We start from the raw sequence: 19,575 nt of genomic DNA, 5'->3' as shown, positions 1-19,575 counted from the left end.
GATCTGGCCGAACTTCCCGTCGCGCCGATGGATGCCTCGGGCATCCAATGAGGACCGGCTCGGCGCACCCTTCGTCTGCGAGGTCTTCCATGACGGATCTGACCGAACTGTCCGAACCGGTCGCCTTCCCCCAGGACCGGAGCTGCCCCTACCACCCGCCCACCGGCTACGACACGCTGCGCGCCGCCCGGCCGCTGGCCCGCATCCGGCTCTACGACGGCCGCCCGGCCTGGCTCGTGACCGGCCACGGCCTCGCCCGTGACCTGCTGGTCGACCCCCGGCTGTCCACGGACCGCACCCGCTCGGGCTTCCCGGCCACCACGCCCCGCTTCGCCGCGGTCCGCGACCGCAGGCCCGCGCTCCTGGGCGTCGACGACCCCCGGCACCGCACCCAGCGGCGCATGATGATCCCGAGCTTCACCCTCAAGCGCGCCACCGAGCTCAGGCCCCGGATCCAGGAGATCGTCGACCACCTGCTGGACGAGATGATCGCTCACGGGCCGCCCGCCGAACTGGTGCGCGCCTTCGCACTGCCGGTGCCGTCCACGGTGATCTGCGCGCTGCTCGGCGTGCCCTACGCCGACCACGAGTTCTTCGAGGCGCAGTCGAGGCGGCTGCTGCGCGGACCGACGGCCGAGGACACACGGGACGCCCGGGACCGGCTCCGGGCGTACCTGGACGCACTGATCGACCGCAAGCAGCAGCAGACCGGTGAGGGCCTGCTGGACGAACTGGTCCAGCAGCGGCTGCGCGAGGGCGAGCTCGACCGCGAGGAGCTGACCGCCCTGGCGATGATCCTCCTGGTCGCGGGCCACGAGACCACCGCCAACATGATCTCCCTCGGCACCTACACGCTCCTGCAGCACCCCGACCGGCTGGCCGAACTGCGTGCCGACCCCTCGCTGCTGCCCGCCGCGGTCGAGGAGCTGATGCGGATGCTGTCCATCGCGGACGGACTGCTGCGCCTGGCCACCGAGGACATCGAGATCGCCGGGACCACGATCAGGGCCGGGGAGGGCGTGGTCTTCTCCACCTCCGTCATCAACCGGGACGAGGACGTCTACCCCGCCCCCGACACGCTCGACTGGCACCGCCCGGCCCGCCACCACGTCGCCTTCGGCTTCGGCATCCACCAGTGCCTCGGCCAGAACCTCGCCCGCGCCGAGCTCGAGATCGCCCTGCGCACCCTCTTCGAGAGGCTGCCCACGCTCCGGCTCGCCGCCCCGTCGGACGAGATCCCCTTCAAGCCGGGCGACACCATCCAGGGGATGCTGGAACTCCCCGTGACCTGGTAAGAGGCTGCCGCCATGCGCATCCACATCGACAAGGACCGCTGCATCGGCGCCGGACAGTGCGCCCTGACCGCACCGGGCGTGTTCACCCAGGACGACGACGGCTTCAGCACCCTGCTGCCCGGCCGCGAGGACGGCAGCGGCGACCCGCTGGTCCGGGAAGCCGCCCGGGCCTGCCCCGTGGGCGCCATCACGGTGTCGGAGGACGACTGAGCCCGGCAGGCCGGGGGCCGTTCAGTGACCGCCGCGGCCGTATCCGCCACCTGGGTGGCGGTGACGCCTGTCGTGGTCCCGTGAGCAGGAGCGATCGTAGGCGTCACAGCTGTCGGTGGGGGTCGGGCCGGCACTGGTGACCGTCGGCTGCGGGGTCGTCCGGGGTGCCGTGGTGGCCGGAGCTGGCGGGGCGGCCTGCTTCGCCGAGACCGACGGTCCGGGGGTGGGCGGGGCCAACAACGCCCGGTCCGAGGAGCCGCCGTCCGATCCCCAGTTGACCACCTCCATCTGCGGGTCGGGCCTGAAGGTGTCCATCGCCCAGCGCTGGGTGTCGCTCTTCGCGCGGATCTTGAGCACGAGGGCGCCCCCGCCGTCGGTGGCGGCCGGTGTCAGGGCCAGGTCCTGGTCGAAGCGCGGCACGAGGGTGCCCTGCAGGGTGAAGTCGTAGCGGATGTCCTTCGCGCCCGGCCCGGAGGGGCCCGTGCAGGGGGCGAGTCGTACCGAGTAGCCCGGGCGGGAGTCCAGGCACAGGCCGGGCGCGGCGCCGCTGCGCAGCAGGCCGTCGGTCTCGTAAACCCACTGCTGGTCGTGCGACGAGGAACAGTTCGTCAGCCCGGTCTCCGCGCCCTCGACGGCCTTCTTGCCCACCACGCCGACGCACAGTCCGGAGGCTACGTTGTGCAGCCGTCCGCGCAGAGTGGTCTTGCCCGCGGCGCCGACCCGGGACGGCCCGGCGGACGGGGGGCCGCTGCCGGGCGCGCCGGAGGGCCGCCCGTCGGCTCCGGTGGCGGTCGTACCGTCCCCGGAACCGAGAACCGCCCACAGTACGAGCGGCAGCACGACCAGCCCGCTCACCATGGCCACCGCGATGGCGAGATTCCGCTGCCGCGCGGCCCGCCGCGCCGCCTTCTGAGCCACCCGCCGCCCACCCGCACGCGACCGGACCCCGGCACCCGCCGAGGCCGGCTCCGTGGCGGAATCCGGCGCCACTTCCCGGCCCACCGAGGCCGACGCCGGGCCGGCCTTCGCGGCGCCCCTACGGCCCGCCGAAGCCGGCTTCGCGCCCGGCTCGGCCACCGCCCGGCGGCCGGCCGGCTCCGCCTCGGAGACCGGGCCCCGGGCGCGGTCCCGGGTCCCGGCCGGGGAACCCGCGGTGGCTCCCGACGCTTTGCCGGAGGCAGCGGCCGGGAACGGCTCGCCGACGGCGGGCGTACCGGCCCGGTCAGCCGCGAACGGCCCGGCGGCGGACGCATCCGACGCCGGCCTTCTGCCGGAGGACGGCGCACCCGAGCCGGCGGAATCGAACGGCTCTCCCCCGACGGGTACGAACGGCTCGCCGCCGGCGGATGGTGGGGACGCCGGGTCTTCCTGGGCCGTAGGCGTCAGGCGGGAGTCGCGGTAGGCGCGGGCGCCCCAGCCGAGGACGCCCTCGGCGAGCGCGGCGCCCAGGTCCGCGTTGAACTGGGCCAGTTGGTCGGCGGTGTGCCGACAGTGCGTGCAGCCGGCCAGGTGCGTGCGCAGGTCCGGGTCGAGGTCGACGCCGTCACGCCGGTACGTCACGTCGAGCAGCCGGAGGTAGAGCAGGCACTCCTGTTGGGGGGCGACCTCGCGGTGCGCCTGGAGACACTCCTCGCGCAGCCGTTCGCGGGCCCGCCGCAACTCGACGCGCGCGTCCTCCTCGTCGATGCCGAGCAGCCGGGCCGGGGCCGCGAGCGGTTCGGCCTCGACCTCGGCGTGCCACAACAGGGCGCGGGCAGCCTGGGACAGCCGCTGGAACGCCCGGGAGAGCAGGCGCCGGTCGCTCGGCGGCAGCAGGCGCGCGCCGATCCGGTCGCCGTCGCCGCCCGCCGTCCGCAGATCCGGGTGCAGCATCTCCTGCCGGTGGTCCGCGCTCCACTCGGCCGCGATGCGCCGTACGGTGACGAGCAGTTGGGGACGCCAGGCGGCCGTCGGCCCCGACTGCCGCAGGGACTGGCCGAACAGACGGGTGAAGGCCGCGGTGGTGAGCATGCCCGCGGACTGCGGACCGTCGGTGCACAGCCGTGCGTAGGCGAACGCCGCTTCCCAGTGCCGGTCCAGCAGTTCACCGACGGGCTGCGGAGCGGGCGTGGCACCCGCCCACTTCCTGAGTTCGGCGCTCAACTGTTCGTCCGTGATACCGAACGGACCGCGTGACGTGGGGGAATTGGACATGCCCGGGTCTTTCACGGCTGCATTCCTCCATACACACCGCGGATTTGGTCCGTACCAAAAATGGGGCGCCGGCATCTCGAACGTCCACCGCGCAGAGGGAGGACCCATGGTCTGCTCGCCGACAGGCCACACCTTTGCACAGGTCAGCGGCGAGCAACAAGGGATCACACGGTTTTGTGCCAGGCGCTCTCGGCACTGCCTCGATTGACGAATCGTCAAAGGAAATTACGGGTCCGTGACCGCTTCCGTCAGGTGACCGCGCGGCGTGGGAGTGGCCGGGCTGCCGCCCGTCCCGGTGTCGTCCGCCCGGGGCCGCCCGGATCCGCCCAGGGCGGCGGCCCCGGACGTGCCGGCGGCGCTGTGCGCCCCGGCGGGCGTCCTGCGCGGCCCGGCCACCAGTGGGCCTCGGTAGGCCTGTGCGTGAGCGGCGGTACCCCGGTCATGGCGGTCTCGGCCGCGGCGAACCGCGGATGCCCCTCGACGAAGGCCGGCCACGCCTGCCGCACCTCGGGCGCCCGGACCGCCGCCCGGAGCGGCTCGACGGTGGCCTCGGGCACCCTGCCGGGCTCGGGCGCACACCCGGCCCCGGTACGTACGACATCACCGCCACCGTGCGCGTACAGTCCGTGCCCGTGGGCGTGGACCTGACCGGCACCGTCCACGCCACGCTGACGCCGGCCGCGCCCGGGCCGGCGCCCACGCACGCTTCGGAGCAGGCCGGTTCTAGAAGCTGTCCAGCAGGTCCAGCGCCCGCTCCCAGCCGAACCCCGGCCGGCCGCCGTCCTCGCGCGGCTCGCCGGAGAACGGCTCGCCGAAGCGGACGCCCATGCCGCGCAGGCGCGCGAGGCTCTCCCGGTAGGCGGGGTGGGCGGCCAGGGTGGCGGAGACGCACGGCAGGACGGCGACCGGGACGCCCATGCCGTAGGTCTCGCACAGGGTGGCCAGGGCGAGGGTGTCGGCGGTTCCGGCGGCCCACTTGTTGACGGTGTTGAAGGTGGCGGGCGCGACGACCACGGCGTCCGGCGGCGGGAACGGCCGCGGGTCGCCGGGCGCGCGCCAGGCGGAGCGTAGGGGGCGGCCGGTCCGCGCCTCGACCGCCGCGGTGTCGAAGAACCCGCTCATGGCGACCGGCGTCGCGACGACCCCGACCTCCCAGCCCCGCTCCTGCGCGGCGGTGATCAGCTCGCTGACGCCCGCGGCGACGCCGGCGGCGCAGATGACGACGTAGAGGAAGGGTTTCCCGGAGGGTTTGTCGGCCTGTTCGCTCACCCGGAGAGCCTACTGAACCACGTCAGCGGTGGTGCGGCGGAGGCGGAGGCGGGGGAGGCGGCATCGTCGTGAGGTCCGGCGCCGCCTCAGGCCACACCAGCAGCACCGGGCAGGGCGCGTGGTCCACGGCGAACCGCACGGCCGGACCGAGGCTGCGCGGCCCGAGCCGCTCGCGGTCGCCGTCACGGGCCAGCACCAGCAGGTCCGCGTCCTCCGCGGCGGCCACCACCTCCCGCTCCACCCGCCCGCCGCGCTCCAGCCGCGTGCACGGCCGCCCGAGCCGGGCCGCCGCCGCGTCCAGCAGTTCGGCCGCCGACGTACCGCCGAGGTCCGCCAGCAGATCTCCCGGATCCCTCTCGGGATGCCCACGGCCGAGCAGCCCGGCGAACGCCCCGTGCGCCACGCCGGGCACGTCCTCCCCGCTGACGTGCAGCAGGACCACCTCGGACGCGTGGGGCGCATGGGTGCGCACGGCGTCCACGCAGGCGGGCCAGGTGCCCTCCACCAGCCAGGCGATCACACGCATCCGGTCGGCCTCCTCCGTCTTCAAAGGACCTGGAGCGCTCCCCACAGTGCCACCACCGCGGGAAGCAGCGCGGACGGCACGGCCAGCAGACCGAGCCGGGTGAACTCCTTGAGGTCCATGCCGTGTTCGTGCTGGTGCACGATCCGCCGCCACAACAGGGTCGCGAGGGAACCGGCGTAGGTGAGGTTCGGGCCGATGTTCACCCCGAGCAGCACCGCGAGGACCGCCCCCGGCCCGGCCGGCGCGGTCAGCGGCAGCAGGACCAGCACCGCCGGCAGGTTGTTGATCAGGTTGGCGAGTACGGCGGCCAGCGCGGCGACGGCGAGCAGCGCCGGCAGCCCCGTGCCGCCGGGCAGGACGTGCCCGAGCGCGCCGGCGAGGCCGTTGTCGACCACCGCGCGCACCACGATGCCGAGGGCCAGGACGAAAGCGAGGAAGGCCGGCGCCGCGGCCCGCACCACTGTCAGCGGGGTCGCCGTCCGCCGCACCAGCGCACGCCCGGCGAGCACCAGCGCCCCGGCCAGCGCCGCCCACACCGGTTCGACGCCGAACGTGGACGCCACCACGAAGCCGACGAGCGTGCAGGCCACGGTGACCAGCGCGAACAACGGCAGCCCGGGCGGCTCCCCGATACGCGGCGAGGGTGCCGCGGCCGCCAGGTCGCGGGCGAAGAAGCGGCGGAACACCACGTACTCGGCGCCGATCGCGACCAGCCAGGGCAGCGCCATCAGTGCCGCGAACCGGGTGAAGCTCAGCCCGCTCGCCGCGAACGCCAGCAGGTTGGTGAGGTTGGAGACCGGCAGCAGCAGCGACGCGGTGTTGGACAGGTGCGTGCACGCGTACACGTGCGGTTTGGGCCGTACGCCGGTCCGGGCGGCGGTGGCGAACACCACCGGCGTGAGCAGCACCACCGTGGCGTCCAGGCTGAGCACCGCGGTGATGGCGGAGGCCAGCGTGAACACCGCCGTCAGCAGCCGCACCGGGCGGCCCCGCGCCCAGCGGGCCATCCACGTCCCGCACGCCTGGAACAGCCCCTCGACGTCGCAGAAGTGGGCGAGCACCAGCACCGCGGCCAGGAACCCGACCACCGGCCCCAGCCGCTCCGCCTCGGCCCGGGCGTGGTCGAGCGGGATCGCGCCCGTCGCGACGGCGACACCGGCGGCGGGCACGGCCATGACCGCCTCCGGCCACCCGAACGGGCGGATGACGGCCCAGGCGAGCACGGCGACGAGCAGGACGACCGAGAGGCTCTCGGCGAGCGGGGTGCTCAGGGCGGGGTCCTTCCGGACGCGATCAAAGGTGCCCGCTCAGGGAGCCGTGCCGGGGCTGAGGACCGTCAGGAACACCGAGGAGGCGTTGCCGCCCACGGGGACCTGGCCGGACGTCCACTTCACCGTGAGGTGGTCGCGCTCGTCCGGCGGGGTGACGATCAGCGCGGCGGGCGTCGCCGTCCTCGCCCCGCTCACCCCGGGATTGGAGAACGTCAGGCCCGCCCAGGCGCTGCGGCCCGGCCTCAGCGTCACCGGGGTGGGCGTCCCCGGGGACCGCTTGGGATCCGGGCCCAGCTGCCTGCCCGCGGCGTCCACGAACGCGGCGCCGGGATAGCCGCGCACGGTGCAGGTGCGGCCGGAGGCGTTGGTCAGGACGACCGGGAAGTTCTCCTGCCCGGCGCCGGGGTCGTTGCGGCCCACCGACGCCTTCAGTTCGGAGGTGTGGCAGCGGGTGCTCGTGGCGGTGGTGCGGGTGCCACCCGTGCCGTGGGCGGTGCCGGTGGTCGCGCTGCTCGGAGGTGCGGCGCCACTGTTCGTGGCGGGGTTCGTGCCGGGTGCCGTACCGGCCGTGGTGCCGCCGGTCGCGGGCGCGGCGGTTCCCGACACCTGCTGCGGAGCGCCGCTCGTGCCGCCGCCGTTGCCGCAGGCGGTCAGCAGGCCCAGCACGGCGGCCGCGCTCGCCAGCAGGGCCGCCCGGTGGGCGGACGGGGATGTGTGCGTCATGTTCCACACTCCTGGAGGTTCGTCGCACGCGGTGGCCGCGTGCGCCAGGCGCCTCGTGCGCCGTCATGGGTGTCCGATGCGCGAACCGGGCGAAAAGTTCGCGGCCGACCGCGTATTTCTCCCAGAACTCCTTCCCGCCGCGTGCCGCGCGGAGGGCACCCGTACGGGGGTCAGGTGACCCGCAGGGAGCGAAGTACGCGTTCGGTCGCGTCGCCGTCGCCGTGCTGACGGATCTGCACGTACACCTGGGGCCGTCCGCCGCCGTCGGCCGGGGCGAGCGCGGTCTCCGTGAGCCGGCCGCCGTCCGGGCAGGCGCTCCAGGTCCGGATCCGGCCGTGCCAGCGCCCGCCGGTGTAGGAGCGGCCGCCGTCGTAGCGGCAGCCCGGGTGGCCCAGCGCGTTCACCCGCGCGGTGACGTCGCCGTGCTCGCTCAGGCCGACGAACACCCCGCGCACGTCCGCCCCGAGGTCCTGCCACCGGGACAGGTCGTCGGCGACGGCGAGGCCCGGCTCGTGCCCGGCGGGCAGCCCCAGGGCCGTGGGATTCCAGCCGGAGTCGTGCAGTTGGCGGCCCCAGCCGTCCGGCACCTGGACCGCGATCCGGCCGGTGGCGTCCTCGACCCGGACTCCGGTGGCCGAGGACGGCCGGTTCACCAGGGCGAAGGCCGCCCCGGCGACGGCGAGGGCGGCCGCCAGTACCGCGGTCCTGCCCCATCTGCGGGACCGGGCGGCGGGCGGCCGCGCCGCGGCCAGCCGCTCCAGCTCGTCGGCGAACGCCTCGGCGGTGGGCGGGCGCCGCCCACGGTCCGGCTCCAGGGCCCGCATCAGCGCCCGGGCGACGGCGGGGTCCAGGTCAGGCCGCAGCCGCTCGGGCCGTACGACCCTGCCCGGCTCGGCGGGCACCGTGCCGGTGACGAGCCGGTAGCCGACCGCGCCCAGGGCGTAGACGTCGGCCCGGGCGTCGATGCCCGCGCCGGGCTCGGCCTGCTCGGGCGGCCGGTACCCGGCCGAACCCGCGGCCAGGGTCAGCCCCGAGGCCTGCGCCAGGCTCTTGGCCAGTCCGAGGTCGGCGAGCAGCACCCGGCGGGTGCCGTCCGGCGCGGTGCGCAGCAGCACGTTGCCGGGCTTGATGTCCCGGTGCACGATGCCCGCCTCGTGCAGGGCATGGGCGGAGCGGGCGGCCTGCGCGGTCAGCCGCAGCGCCTGAGGCACCGGCAGCGGGCCCGCCTCGAGCAGGTCGGCGAGGGTGCCGGCGTCGGCGTACTCCATGACGAAGTACGGCCTGCCGTCGGGCAGTTCACCGATGTCGTAGACCTGTGCCACCCTGGGCGAGCCGGCCTTGCGCAGCAGCCGCGCCTCGGACAGGAACCGCTCGCGCACGTCCACGCGGTGGGACCAGTTCTCGGCGAGGACCTTGACGGCCACCGGGGCCTCGAGCTCGTCGTCGTGGGCGAGCCAGACCGTGCCGAAGGCGCCCGTGCCCAGGCGCCGTTCGAGGCGGTAACGGCCGATCCGCTCGAGGGAGTGCATGCCTCTATCATGCCTGCCCTGAGATCGACTCCAAGGGGGCCTTGTCGTGCGGGACGCGGCGCTGACCGAAGACCTCGCCCGGCGCGCCGCCGCCGGTGACGGTGGAGCGCTGGAGGAACTGCTCCAGCAGATCCGGCCCGAAGTGGTCCGCCGCTGCGGGCGTTTCCTGCCCTGCCGCGAGGACGCGGAGGAGGCCGCGCAGGACGTGCTGGTGCGGATCGCGCGGAAGATCACCACGTTCGAGGGCCGCAGCCGCTTCAGCACCTGGCTCCACACGGTCGTCGCCAACTGCTCCCGGCAGAAGTACCGCGAACTCAAGCGCCGCGCCGCCGAGCAGCCCGCCGTGATCGAGCCCGCGCGGTACGTCGACCCGCGCACCACCAGTGTCATCGCGGGCTCCCGCGTCGACCTGCTGGAGGCGCTGGACCGGCTGGAGCGGGAGCATCCCCGGCTGGTGGCGCCGCTGGTCTACCGGGACATCTGCCAGCTGGAGTACGCCGAGGCCGCCGAGCGGGCGGGCATTCCGCTGGGCACGTTCAAGTCGCGGCTGCACGAGGCGCGCCGCCGGGTCGGGCCGTGGCTGACCGACGCGTCCTGAGCCGCGAGCCGGTGCGCTCGCCCGTCGCCCTCACCGGTCGGCGTCACTCGTCCTCGTCCAGGCTCAGCTCCGCCCAGATGGTCTTGCCCTCCGTGGTGTGCCTGCTGCCCCACCGCCGGGTGAGCTGGGCGACCAGCAGCAGACCGCGGCCGCCCTCGTCCCAGGTCTTGGCGCGGCGCAGGTGTGGGGCGGCGTGGGTGGTGTCGTACACCTCGCAGATCAGATGCGCCCCGCTGTGGATCAGCCGCAGCCGGATCGGCGGAGTGCCGTACCGCAGCGCGTTGGTGACCAGCTCGCTGACCACCAGTTCGGTGGTGAACGCCGCCTCACCGAGCCCCCAGCCGTCGAGCTGGTCGACGACCTGCCTGCGGACCGGGGCGACCAGCGACGGGTCGGCCGGGATGTCCCAGGTGACCACCTGGGAGGGAGGCAGGCTCCGGGTGCGGGCCAGCAGCAGGGCCGCGTCGTCGCAGGCGCCGCCCGCCGGAAGCAGGGTGTGCAGGACGCGGTCGCAGATCTCCTCCAGGGAGCCGGTCCGGGCGGCCAGCGCCTCGCACAGCAGCCGGTGGCCGGCGTCGGTGTCCCGTTCGCGGCCCTCGATCAGCCCGTCGGTGAAGAAGGACAGCACGCTGCCCTCCCGCAGGTCGAGTTCGACGCTCTCGAACGGCAGTCCGCCCACGCCCAGCGGCGGACCCCACGGCAGCTCCACCCGGCGCGGCGGGCCGTCCGGCGGGACCAGGACCGGTGGCGGGTGCCCGGCGCGGGCGAGCGTGCAGCGGCGGGAGACCGGGTCGTACACCGCGTACAGGCAGCTCGCGCCGACCTCGTGGGGGCCGCCCCCGGCGCCGGCCTCGGCGGACATCCGGGCCACCACGTCGTCGAGGTGGGTGAGCAGCTCGTCCGGGGCGAGGTCGATGTCGGCGAGGGTGCGCACGGCGGTGCGCAGGCTGCCCATGGTGGCCGAGGCCTGCACACCGTGCCCGAGGACGTCCCCGACGACCAGGGCGACCCGCATCCCGGACAGCGGGATCACGTCGAACCAGTCGCCACCCACCCCGTCCCGGGCCGCCGGCAGATAGCGGGAGGCCGCCTCCACCGCGGCGGTGTGCGGCAGGGTGTGCGGCAGCAGGCTGCGCTGCAGGGCGAGGGCGGTCTCCCGTTCGCGCGAGTAACGCTGGGCGTTGTCGATGCAGACGGCGGCGCGGGCCGTGACCTCCTCGGCGAGCAGCACGTCGTCGGGCATGAACGGGGCGGGCTGCTCGAACCGGGTGAAGACGGCGACTCCGAGGGTCACACCCCGGGCCTGGACCGGCACGGACATCGTGGAGTGAACGCCCAGCTCCCGGACGCGCATGCTGCGCACCGGATCCCAGGACAGCCACTTCTCCAGGTCGCCGGCCTGCTCGGAGAGCACCACCGAGTGACCGGTCACCAGGGAGGCGCCCTGTGGAGAGGTGGCCGGGTAGACCTCGGTCTTCCCGGCCACGGCGACGGCCTCCGGTGCGCCCGGAGTGATGGAGCTGTGGGCGGCCCGGCGCAGGGTGACCGGCATGCTCGGCGGGCCGGTGAGCGGCTTGCCGCCGTGCTCGGCCTCGTCCAGCAGGTCGACACTGACGAAGTCGGCGAGGGCCGGGACGCAGACGTCGGCGAGCTCCTGCGCCGTTCGGGTGACGTCGAGGGTGGTGCCGATGCGTACGCTCGCCTCGTTCACCAGTTGCAGCCGCTCGCGCGCCCGGTACTGCTCGGTGAAGTCGTGCGCGGCGACGGACACCCCGCGCACCCGTCCCTGCGGGTCGGTGACCGGGGACACGCGGGCCAGCCAGGCGTGCGCCCGGCTGTCGACGCCTATCGGCACATACGTCTGTACGTTGTCCTCCCGGCCGGTGGTCAGGACCCGGTGCATGCGCCGCTCGAAGTCCTCGCTCCGCCGGTGGCCGCCGATCTCGGAGTGGCGCAGACCCCGCAGCCGCTCGGCCGGGACCCCGCCGAACACCTCCTCCATGGCGGCGTTCATCCCGTGCAGGCGCAGCCGCTCGTCGTAGACGGCCATGGCGCAGGGGGACTGCATGAGATCGATCCGGGACAGCGGATCGTCCGGGGTGTCCGGCCCGCCGCCCTCCAGAGGGGTGACCAGGAGCCAGCCGCCGCCGTCCTCCGGGCCCCGGTGGTTGACCAGCACCCAGACGCTCACGGCGCGCCCGTCCCGGTGCCGCAGGGTGAGCGTGCCGTCCCAGCGCGGCCCCTCGGGAAGGCTCGGCCGCGGGTCGCCGGCCAGCAGGCCCGCCGGCTGTTTGCCCAGGACCTCCCCGGGCGCCCAGCCGAGCAGCCGGTGCGCGCCCTCGTTCCACTCGACGAGGACGCCGTGGTCGTCGACGACGGCCCGTGCCGTGGCCGCATCGTCGAACGGATACACCGGGCTCATCGTCGCCACTCCATCGCGCACACTCACAGTGAACAGGTGCGTCACTTGCGTTCCAGCCTAATCCGTAACGGCGCGGTGCGGATGGCGACCCCCTGGTGCGCGGCGGACGCGTCAAGAGGGACATCCGGCCGATGCGACGGCGGGGACGGAAACGCACCACCGCGTCCTTTGCGGTCCCGCGTGCCGGGAAGCGCGGCCGGCCGAGCGCGGCGTCGACGGGCGGGCCGTGGGGCATGCCGGCGTTCCGGACGGGAGGCCGCAGCGGCGGTCCGGTGGGGAAGGGGCCGTATCGAGGTCCGGACCGGAACACATCCTGCCCGGAGCTTGACGGGGTGTCATGACTCCGACAAACATATCGGGATCCACCTTCTGGGAGCGCTCCCACGGGGGCGCCGCCCGTACCTCCCCCGAGGAGCCCAGACGTGAAACGACGCAGAACCACCCTGTTGTCCGTGGTCGCCCTGCTCGCGGCGGCGCTCACCACCCTGCCCGCCGCCCCGCAGGCCCGGGCCGACGAGACCGAGCAGATCAGGAACGGCACCTTCGACACCACCACCGAACCGTGGTGGACGACGAGCAACGTCACCGCGGGCCTGTCCGACGGCCGGCTGTGCGCGGACGTGCCCGGGGGCACCGCCAACCGCTGGGACGCCGCCGTGGGGCAGAACGACATCGCCCTGGTGAAGGGCGAGACCTACCGGCTGTCGTTCACGGGGTCCGGCGCGCCCGACGGGCACGTGGTCCGGGCGCTCGTGGGGCTGTCGGTGGCGCCGTACGACACCTGGTTCGAGGCGAGCCCGCAGCTGAGCGTCTCGGGGAACGCCTACTCCTACACCTTCACCTCCCCCGTCGACACCACCCAGGGCCAGGTCGCCTTCCAGCTCGGCGGCGCCGCGGACCCCTGGCGCTTCTGCGTGGACGACGTGTCGCTGCTGGGCGGGGTGGAGCCGGAGGTGTACGAGCCCGACACCGGGCCACGGGTCCGCGTCAACCAGGTCGCCTATCTGCCGGACGGACCCAAGAACGCCACGCTGGTCACCGACGCCACCTCCAGGCTGCCCTGGCGGCTGCGCGACACCAAGGGGGCCGTCGTGGCCCAGGGCTGGACCGTGCCGCGCGGCACGGACGTCTCCTCCGGGCAGAACGTGCAGTCGATCGACTTCGGCGCCCACCGGGGACGCGGCAAGGGCTTCACCCTGACCGTCGACGGCGGGACGAGCCGCCCCTTCGACATCGGCACCGAGGCCTACGAACAGCTCCGCCTGGACTCCCTCAAGCACTACTACACACAGCGCAGCGGGATCGCGATCCGCGAGGACCTGCGCCCCGGCTACGCCCGTCCCGCCGGCCACCTTGGCGTCGCCCCCAACCAGGGCGACGCCAAGGTGCCCTGCCAACCGGGCCTGTGCGACTACACGCTGGACGTCACCGGCGGTTGGTACGACGCCGGCGACCACGGCAAATACGTCGTCAACGGCGGCATCTCCACCTGGGGACTGCTGAGCACCTACGAGCGCTCCCTGCATGCGCGCACCGGTCGGCCCTCGAGCCTCGGTGACAGGACGCTCGCCCTCCCGGAGAGTGGCAACAAGGTGCCCGACATCCTGGACGAGGCCCGCTGGGAGCTGGAGTTCCTGCTGAAGATGCAGGTGCCGGCCGGGAAGCCGCTGGCCGGCATGGCGCACAGCAAGGTCCACGACGAGCAGTGGACGGGGCTGCCGCTGCTGCCCGGCCAGGACCCGCAGAAGCGCGAGCTGCACCGGCCGACGACCCAGGCGACCCTGAACCTGGCGGCGACGGCCGCGCAGGCGGCCCGCCTCTACGGGCCCTACGACAAGGCCTTCGCGGCGAAGGCCCTGCGGGCCGCGCGGACGGCCTGGAGCGCCGCACTCGCCCATCCCGAGGTCCACCCGGACCCGGACGACGGCATCGGCGGCGGCGCCTACGCCGACGACAACGCCACCGACGAGTTCTACTGGGCGGCCGCCGAGCTGTACCTCACCACCGGGGAGAGGCAGTTCGCCGACCACGTGCTCAAGTCCCCCCTGCACACGGCCGACGTCTTCGGCAGCGTCAGCTTCGACTGGGCCAGTACCGCGGTACCCGCCCGCCTCGACCTCGCCACCGTCCCGAGCCGGCTCCCCGGCCGGGAGAAGGTGCGCCAGTCGGTGATCAAGGGCGCGGACAAGTACCTGGCCACGCTGAGGTCACAGCCGTACGGCATGCCGTACGCCCCCGCGAACAACATGTACGACTGGGGCTCCAACAGCCAGATCCTCAACAACGCCCGCGTCATCGCCACCGCCCACGACCTCACCGGCGCCGCGAAGTACCGCGACGGCGCGGTGCAGAGCATGGACTACGTCCTGGGCCGCAACGCCCTCAACATCTCCTACGTCACCGGCTACGGCACCGTCAGCTCGCACAACCAGCACAGCCGCTGGTACGCCCACGAACTCGATCCGAGCCTGCCGAACCCGCCGAAGGGCACCCTCGCCGGAGGCGCCAACTCCAGCATCCAGGACCCCTACGCGCAGAGCAGACTCCAGGGCTGCGTGGGCCAGTTCTGCTACATCGACGACATCGAGTCCTGGTCGACGAACGAGACGGCCGTCAACTGGAACGCGGCGCTGGCCTGGATGGCCTCCTTCGTGGCGGACCAGGGCCGGCCGGCCGGGCCGCCTCGGGCGTGAGATCCGCGGCCGTCGGCGTGTAGAGGGCCTTGCCCCGGAACAGGGCCGCCGCCGCGTCGATGGTGACGCGGCGGCGGCCCTGTTCCGGGTGTGGCCGCGCCGCTCGGTACCGTACTCTCGCTGCTGTGACCTGCGGATATTTACGGGTAAGTACCCGCGCGGTACCGTGTGGGACATGCCAGCTCTCAATGTGGAGTTCAGTGATCGCGAGCTTGAGGACCTGCGCCAGATCGCCAAGGAGCGCGGTACGTCGATGAAGGCGCTGGTGCGTGAGGCGGCCGCCGCCGACATAGCCCGGCACCGGGCCCTGCAGGAGGGCGCCGAGGCCTTCCGCAGGTTCTTCACCGCGCACGCCGACGAGTTCGCCGAGGCCTTCCCCGAGGACGAGTCGCCCTCGAAAGGCGAGGGGCGGGCCGCCTGACCGATGACCCCAGTCATCCATATCGACGTGCCCTGGCTGCTGCAGCGCCACGAGGAAGTCCTGCCGGACCAGCCCGCGGTCGACGACTTCTCGGCCCTGGTGGCCGCCGTCGCACGCCATCGTGTCGACCCGCCGCGTCTCGGCGTGGACTCCGACCCGGCCTGGCGGGCCGCCGCGCTGCTGCACACCCTCGCTGTGCTCAAGCCCCTGCCGTCGGCCAACGCCCGCTTCGCCTGCTCGACGGCCGTGGCGTACATGTTCGTCAGCGGGGTCGGCATCGACCCGCCCTACGGCGCCCTCGTCGACCTCGCCCGTGACCTGATGTCCGGCAAGACCGACGTCTACGGCGCCGCCGACCGGCTGCGCTCCTGGGAGATCTGACCACCACTCGGCGCACACCGCGCCCTGGGGGCCGCCGACCGTGGGCGGGAGGAACAGGGTCGGCGGCCCGGCACGCGCAGGAGAGCCGCCGTCCTGTGCGGGGCCTTCGAGGGGCCGACACCAGTGCACTCCCCGGCCGGGCGCGCCGGGAGCGTGCGCGCGGCACCGGTGTGTGCGCGTGCTTCACACGGGGCGCACGGCACAGAGCGGACGGATGCGGCGTCCGGCGATGACCGGTTTTCTGACTTTCCGTCAACGGTGCGGACCTTGTCCGTATGTCTTGTTTGACGCCATTGAGTTGTGCAAAACTGAACTACCCGTGTGTGGACAAGGGCTTGGTCCGAAGGGACAGTTGGGAAGTCCAGCCGAGATTCGCCATCGGACGCAGGCCGGACCCGCGCACCCGCACCACTCAGGTACGTACCAAAGGAAGCCGCTTCGTGCCCACCCCCCGCTCCGCTCGTCCTTCCTGCCCGCCGCCGCCCGGCGGTGCCCCCGGAGAGTCCGACGAGTCCCTCGCCGCACGGCTCACCGGCAGCTCGGACGACGAAGTCGCCCACTGCGTGGCCCTGCTGACCGCCCGGCACTGGCAGCCGGTCCACGAGTACGCGGTGATCTGCCTCGCCTCCTCGGCACCGATCGCGGCCATGGTCACCTCGGCCGCCTTCCACCAGGTCTTCGACCGGCTGACCCTGGGCGAACCGGGTGTGGCGCTGCGCCCTCGGCTGCTGGTGACCGTGCGGGACACCGTCCGGCTGTGGGCCGCGGAGGACCGGGTGACCGGCGTTCTCCCGGAGTTGCGGAAACCCGCCGGGGGCCGGGGGATGCGGAACGCCGTGACCCTGACCCCGGAGAACCGCCGGCTCGCCCAGCGGTCCTTCGAAGGACTGTTCCCGGCCGCCCGGTGCCTGCTGTGGCACACCGAGGTGGAGGCCGAACCCCTCGGCGTCCCGGCCGGACTGCTGGGCGTGGACCTCGAGACGGCGGCGCTCACCCTGGAGCAGGCGCGGGAGAAGTTCCGCGAGGGCTGCGTGCGTGCCCACCGGGAACTCGCGCCCACTGACGACTGCCGCTTCTACAACCGGTTGCTCGACGTCCCGATCCGCCGCGGCGGCGCCCTGCTGCCGGACGTCCGGCAGCATCTGGACGACTGCCGCTACTGCCGGGACGCGGCCGAACAACTCGGCCTGGTGGAAAGGAGTTTGGCCGAACTGCTCGCCGAGGCGGTGCTCGGCTGGGGCGCCGGCCGCTACGTCGAATCGCGCCCGGACCGCGCCCAGCAGGCCCCGCGCACCAGGGGCTCCGGCCGGCACGGCGGCGGGCGGCCGGCCGATGGCGGCCGGCACCGGCTGCTGTCCCGGATCCCGGCTCCCGGCCGCCGTGTCCCGGGCGTTCCGCGGCCGTCCCGGGCACTGCGCACCGGCCTCGGGCTGGCCTCCGCCGGACTGCTCGCCACCGTGCTCGGCATCAGCCTGTGGTCGGGCGGCGGCACCGCCCCGGCCGCGTCCACCGGCGTGACCGGTGCCGGGGACACGGCCCCCGGCACCGACTCCCCGACCCCGTCCGCCGCTTCGGCGACGCCCGGCACCGCCGGGCTGCCCCCGGCGACCGGGCAGACCCGGCTGCGCAACGTCTCGGTCGGCCTGTGCCTCGCCGTCCGGGGCGAGCCGAAGGCCGGGGCGGCCGCCGAACTCGCCGAGTGCTCCTCGGCCTGGAACCAGCAGTGGTCCCTGGAGGACGACGGTCTGCTGCGCAGCGTCGCGGACCCCGGCCTGTGCCTGGACTCGCACGCCGACGCGGGCGTGGTCGTCCTCGGCACCTGCGCGGAGCCCGGCACCGGGCGCGGCCCCGATGTCCGCTACGACGCGGGCTCGCAGGGGGAGTTGCTGCCTCGCCGGGAGAAAGGACTCGCCCTCGCCCCCGCCTCGCCGCAGGTGGGCGCCGACGTGGTCGTCAAGGTCCGCGACGGCTCGACCGCCCAGCGCTGGGCGGTCGACTCCCCGTCGGCGAGCCCCGGCTCCCTGTCGATCGCCGGGACGGGCACACCGCCCGTCCGGCAGGTGGAACTGCCGGGCAGCACCACGTGAGCGGCCGCCTAGCGGTGAGCGTCAGGCAGGGTCCTCCACGAGGTCGGCCGTGCCGACCGTGCCCGGCGCGGCGTGGCCCGTCAGGGCGAGGGTGAGGTCGAACTCCGCGAGCAGACAGCGGATCACGTGCTCGACGCCCGCCTGGCCGTCCAGCCCGAGCCCGTACGCGTACGGCCGGCCCACCAGCACCGCCCGCGCGCCGAGCGCGAGCGCCTTGAAGACGTCGTCGCCGGTGCGCACGCCGCTGTCGAACAGCACCGTCAGCCGGTCGCCGACCGCCTGAGCCACCCGCGGCAGCGCGTCGGCGGCGGCGACGGAGCCGGCCACCTGGCGGCCGCCGTGGTTGGACACGATCACACCGTCCATCCCGGCGTCGGCGGCCAGGCGGGCGTCGTCGGGGTGCAGGATGCCCTTCAGGACGATCGGGCCGTCCCAGTTCTCCCGCAGGAACGCCAGGTCCGGCCAGGTCTTGCCGGGGTCGGCGAACATGCCCACGAAGTGCAGCACCGCCGCGTTCGGGTCCTCGTGCACGGGCTTGGCCAGGCCCGCCCGGAAGGCCGGGTCGGAGAAGTAGTTGGCGGTGCCCACCCCGTGCAGGAACGGCAGGTACGCCTGGTCCAGGTCGCGGGGCCGCCAGGCGAGCAGCGGGGTGTCCAGGGTGACCACCAGGACACCGAACCCGGACGCCTTGGCCCGGTCCAGGAAGCTCCGGGTGACCTCGCGGTCCTTGGCCCAGTACAGCTGGAACCAGCGCTCGGCGTCGCCCATCGCCTCGGCGACCTGCTCCATGGGCGTACTGGAGGCCGACGACAGGACGAACGGCACACCCTGCGCGGCCGCCGCCCGGGCCGCCGCCGGCTCGGCGTCCGGATGCAGGATCGACAGCACGCCGACCGGCGCCAGCGCCAGCGGGGCCGGCAGGGCCCGGCCCAGCACCTCCACCGACAGGTCCCGCTCGTGCACGTCCCGCAGCATGCGCGGCACGATCCGGCGGCGCTCGAGGGCCGCCCGGTTGGCGCGTGCCGTACTGCCGTTGCCCGCGCTGCCCGCCACATAGCCCACCGGGCCCGGGCCGAGCCGCCGCTCGGTCAGCTCCTCCAGGCGGGTCAGATCGGTGGGCAGCCGGGGCACCGCGCCCGTCGTCCCGTTGAGATAGATCTCGTACTGGAAGTCCGCCCAGTGCTTCGCCATCCGTCCCTCCCACCTGAAGTCACCGATCACGCACCGCACCCGACGATACTGACGCCGAGCCGCCCCTCAGTCACCGGCCGCCGACTCGATCAGCACGCGGGCCAGTTCGCGGGGCCGGGAGAACATGGGCCAGTGGCCGGTGGCCATCTCGACCAGCTCCCAGCGCCCGCTCTTCAGCAGTTCGGCCACGGGAGGCATCGGCTCGGCTCCGTCCAGCAGGCACTTGACGTAGGTCGCCGGCAGCTCGCCCAGGGGGCGCCGCAGCACGGCCGGCTCGGCGAGCGAGGCGCCGGGGTGCGGTGTGCCCTCGGTGACGATGCGGTCGATCTGCTCGTCGGTCAGCTCCTGACCGGCGTACTCGGACGGGGGGAGGGGCGGCCAGAGTCCGTCGTTGGCGTCGAGTGCCTGCCGGACGTGGTCGCTGTCGAAGCTCGAGAGGAACGACTGCCCGTCGACCGGGACGCCGGAGTCGACGAACACCACGCGCCGCAACCGGTCACCGATGCGCTCGGCCGCCTGACCGACCGGGATGCCCGAGTAGCTGTGCCCGACCAGGGCGACGTCCCGCAGATCGTGGCGCTCGACGTGTTCGACGACGTCCTGGACGTGGGTGTGCAGCCCGGCCGGTACGTCCCTCTTCTCGGCGAGGCCGGAGAGCGTGACGGCGTGGGCCTCGTGCCCGGCCTCCCGCAGACCGGGCACCACCTCGTCCCACGCCCACGCACCGAGCCACGCGCCTGCCAGCAGTACGAAGTGAGTCATGCCC

16 protein-coding genes are annotated in these 19,575 nt (G+C 74.0%); 7 read left to right on the top strand and 9 right to left on the bottom strand.

All coding sequences use genetic code 11. From position 1 onward, the window contains the following. Nucleotides 1-89: 89 nt before the first annotated feature. Nucleotides 90-1,295: a cytochrome P450 gene (locus tag ACX25U_RS01610; RefSeq protein WP_454388367.1), complete on the top strand. Its 1,206-nt coding sequence runs from the start codon at nt 90-92 to the stop codon at nt 1,293-1,295. Nucleotides 1,296-1,307: 12 nt separating this feature from the next. Beyond that, on the top strand, nt 1,308-1,505 hold the full coding sequence (locus ACX25U_RS01605) for a ferredoxin (RefSeq protein ID WP_454388365.1): 198 nt from the start codon (nt 1,308-1,310) through the stop codon (nt 1,503-1,505). Between the two features lie 21 nt (nt 1,506-1,526). On the opposite strand, the gene ACX25U_RS01600 is transcribed toward ACX25U_RS01605, so the two are convergent. The 6 genes from ACX25U_RS01600 to ACX25U_RS01575 form a co-directional block, all read right to left on the bottom strand. Beyond that, nucleotides 1,527-3,698 carry a ricin-type beta-trefoil lectin domain protein gene (locus tag ACX25U_RS01600; protein WP_454388363.1) on the bottom strand — a complete coding sequence of 724 codons (2,172 nt, stop codon included), beginning with the start codon at nt 3,696-3,698 and terminating at the stop codon, nt 1,527-1,529. Between the two features lie 723 nt (nt 3,699-4,421). Next, a complete protein-coding gene (locus ACX25U_RS01595; protein WP_454388361.1) occupies nt 4,422-4,967 on the bottom strand; it encodes a flavoprotein in 546 nt (181 codons plus the stop codon). A 22-nt stretch (nt 4,968-4,989) separates the two neighbouring features. Continuing rightward, a complete protein-coding gene (locus ACX25U_RS01590) occupies nt 4,990-5,493 on the bottom strand; it encodes a universal stress protein (protein ID WP_454388359.1) in 504 nt (167 codons plus the stop codon). 20 nt (nt 5,494-5,513) lie between these two features. After that, nucleotides 5,514-6,764 (bottom strand): SLC13 family permease, encoded by a 1,251-nt coding sequence (locus ACX25U_RS01585; RefSeq protein ID WP_454394758.1) that lies wholly within the window; start codon nt 6,762-6,764, stop codon nt 5,514-5,516. A 36-nt stretch (nt 6,765-6,800) separates the two neighbouring features. Continuing rightward, nucleotides 6,801-7,487: a DUF4232 domain-containing protein gene (locus ACX25U_RS01580; protein ID WP_454388358.1), complete on the bottom strand. Its 687-nt coding sequence runs from the start codon at nt 7,485-7,487 to the stop codon at nt 6,801-6,803. Between the two features lie 170 nt (nt 7,488-7,657). Further along, nucleotides 7,658-9,016: a serine/threonine-protein kinase gene (locus ACX25U_RS01575; protein WP_454388357.1), complete on the bottom strand. Its 1,359-nt coding sequence runs from the start codon at nt 9,014-9,016 to the stop codon at nt 7,658-7,660. 46 nt (nt 9,017-9,062) lie between these two features. On the opposite strand from ACX25U_RS01575, the gene ACX25U_RS01570 reads away from it, so the two are divergent. Then, entirely contained in the window at nt 9,063-9,614 is a 552-nt protein-coding gene (locus tag ACX25U_RS01570) for an RNA polymerase sigma factor (protein WP_454388355.1), read from the top strand. A 43-nt stretch (nt 9,615-9,657) separates the two neighbouring features. Here the strand turns inward: ACX25U_RS01570 and ACX25U_RS01565 are convergent, their stop codons facing one another. After that, a complete protein-coding gene (locus ACX25U_RS01565; protein WP_454388353.1) occupies nt 9,658-12,036 on the bottom strand; it encodes a SpoIIE family protein phosphatase in 2,379 nt (792 codons plus the stop codon). Nucleotides 12,037-12,458: 422 nt separating this feature from the next. Here ACX25U_RS01565 and ACX25U_RS01560 point away from each other — a divergent pair, with 422 nt between their 5' ends. The 4 genes from ACX25U_RS01560 (at nt 12,459) to ACX25U_RS01545 (ending at nt 17,618) form a co-directional block, all read left to right on the top strand. After that, nucleotides 12,459-14,729: a glycoside hydrolase family 9 protein gene (locus tag ACX25U_RS01560; protein WP_454388352.1), complete on the top strand. Its 2,271-nt coding sequence runs from the start codon at nt 12,459-12,461 to the stop codon at nt 14,727-14,729. 175 nt (nt 14,730-14,904) lie between these two features. Further along, nucleotides 14,905-15,150, top strand: coding sequence for a hypothetical protein (locus tag ACX25U_RS01555; protein ID WP_111004023.1), 246 nt, complete (start codon nt 14,905-14,907; stop codon nt 15,148-15,150). A gap of 3 nt (nt 15,151-15,153) precedes the next feature. After that, a complete protein-coding gene (locus tag ACX25U_RS01550; RefSeq protein ID WP_454388350.1) occupies nt 15,154-15,531 on the top strand; it encodes a toxin Doc in 378 nt (125 codons plus the stop codon). A gap of 440 nt (nt 15,532-15,971) precedes the next feature. Beyond that, nucleotides 15,972-17,618 (top strand): RICIN domain-containing protein, encoded by a 1,647-nt coding sequence (locus ACX25U_RS01545; protein WP_454388348.1) that lies wholly within the window; start codon nt 15,972-15,974, stop codon nt 17,616-17,618. A gap of 21 nt (nt 17,619-17,639) precedes the next feature. Here the strand turns inward: ACX25U_RS01545 and ACX25U_RS01540 are convergent, their stop codons facing one another. Beyond that, nucleotides 17,640-18,809, bottom strand: a complete 1,170-nt coding sequence (locus ACX25U_RS01540; protein ID WP_454388346.1) for a lactate 2-monooxygenase — start codon at nt 18,807-18,809, stop codon at nt 17,640-17,642. 66 nt (nt 18,810-18,875) lie between these two features. Next, nucleotides 18,876-19,571 (bottom strand): alpha/beta fold hydrolase, encoded by a 696-nt coding sequence (locus ACX25U_RS01535; protein WP_454388344.1) that lies wholly within the window; start codon nt 19,569-19,571, stop codon nt 18,876-18,878. Nucleotides 19,572-19,575 lie beyond the last annotated feature (4 nt).

The sequence above is a fragment of the Streptomyces sp. JNUCC 63 genome (assembly GCF_054366325.1).
This window is presented reverse-complemented; position numbering and strand designations above follow the sequence as displayed.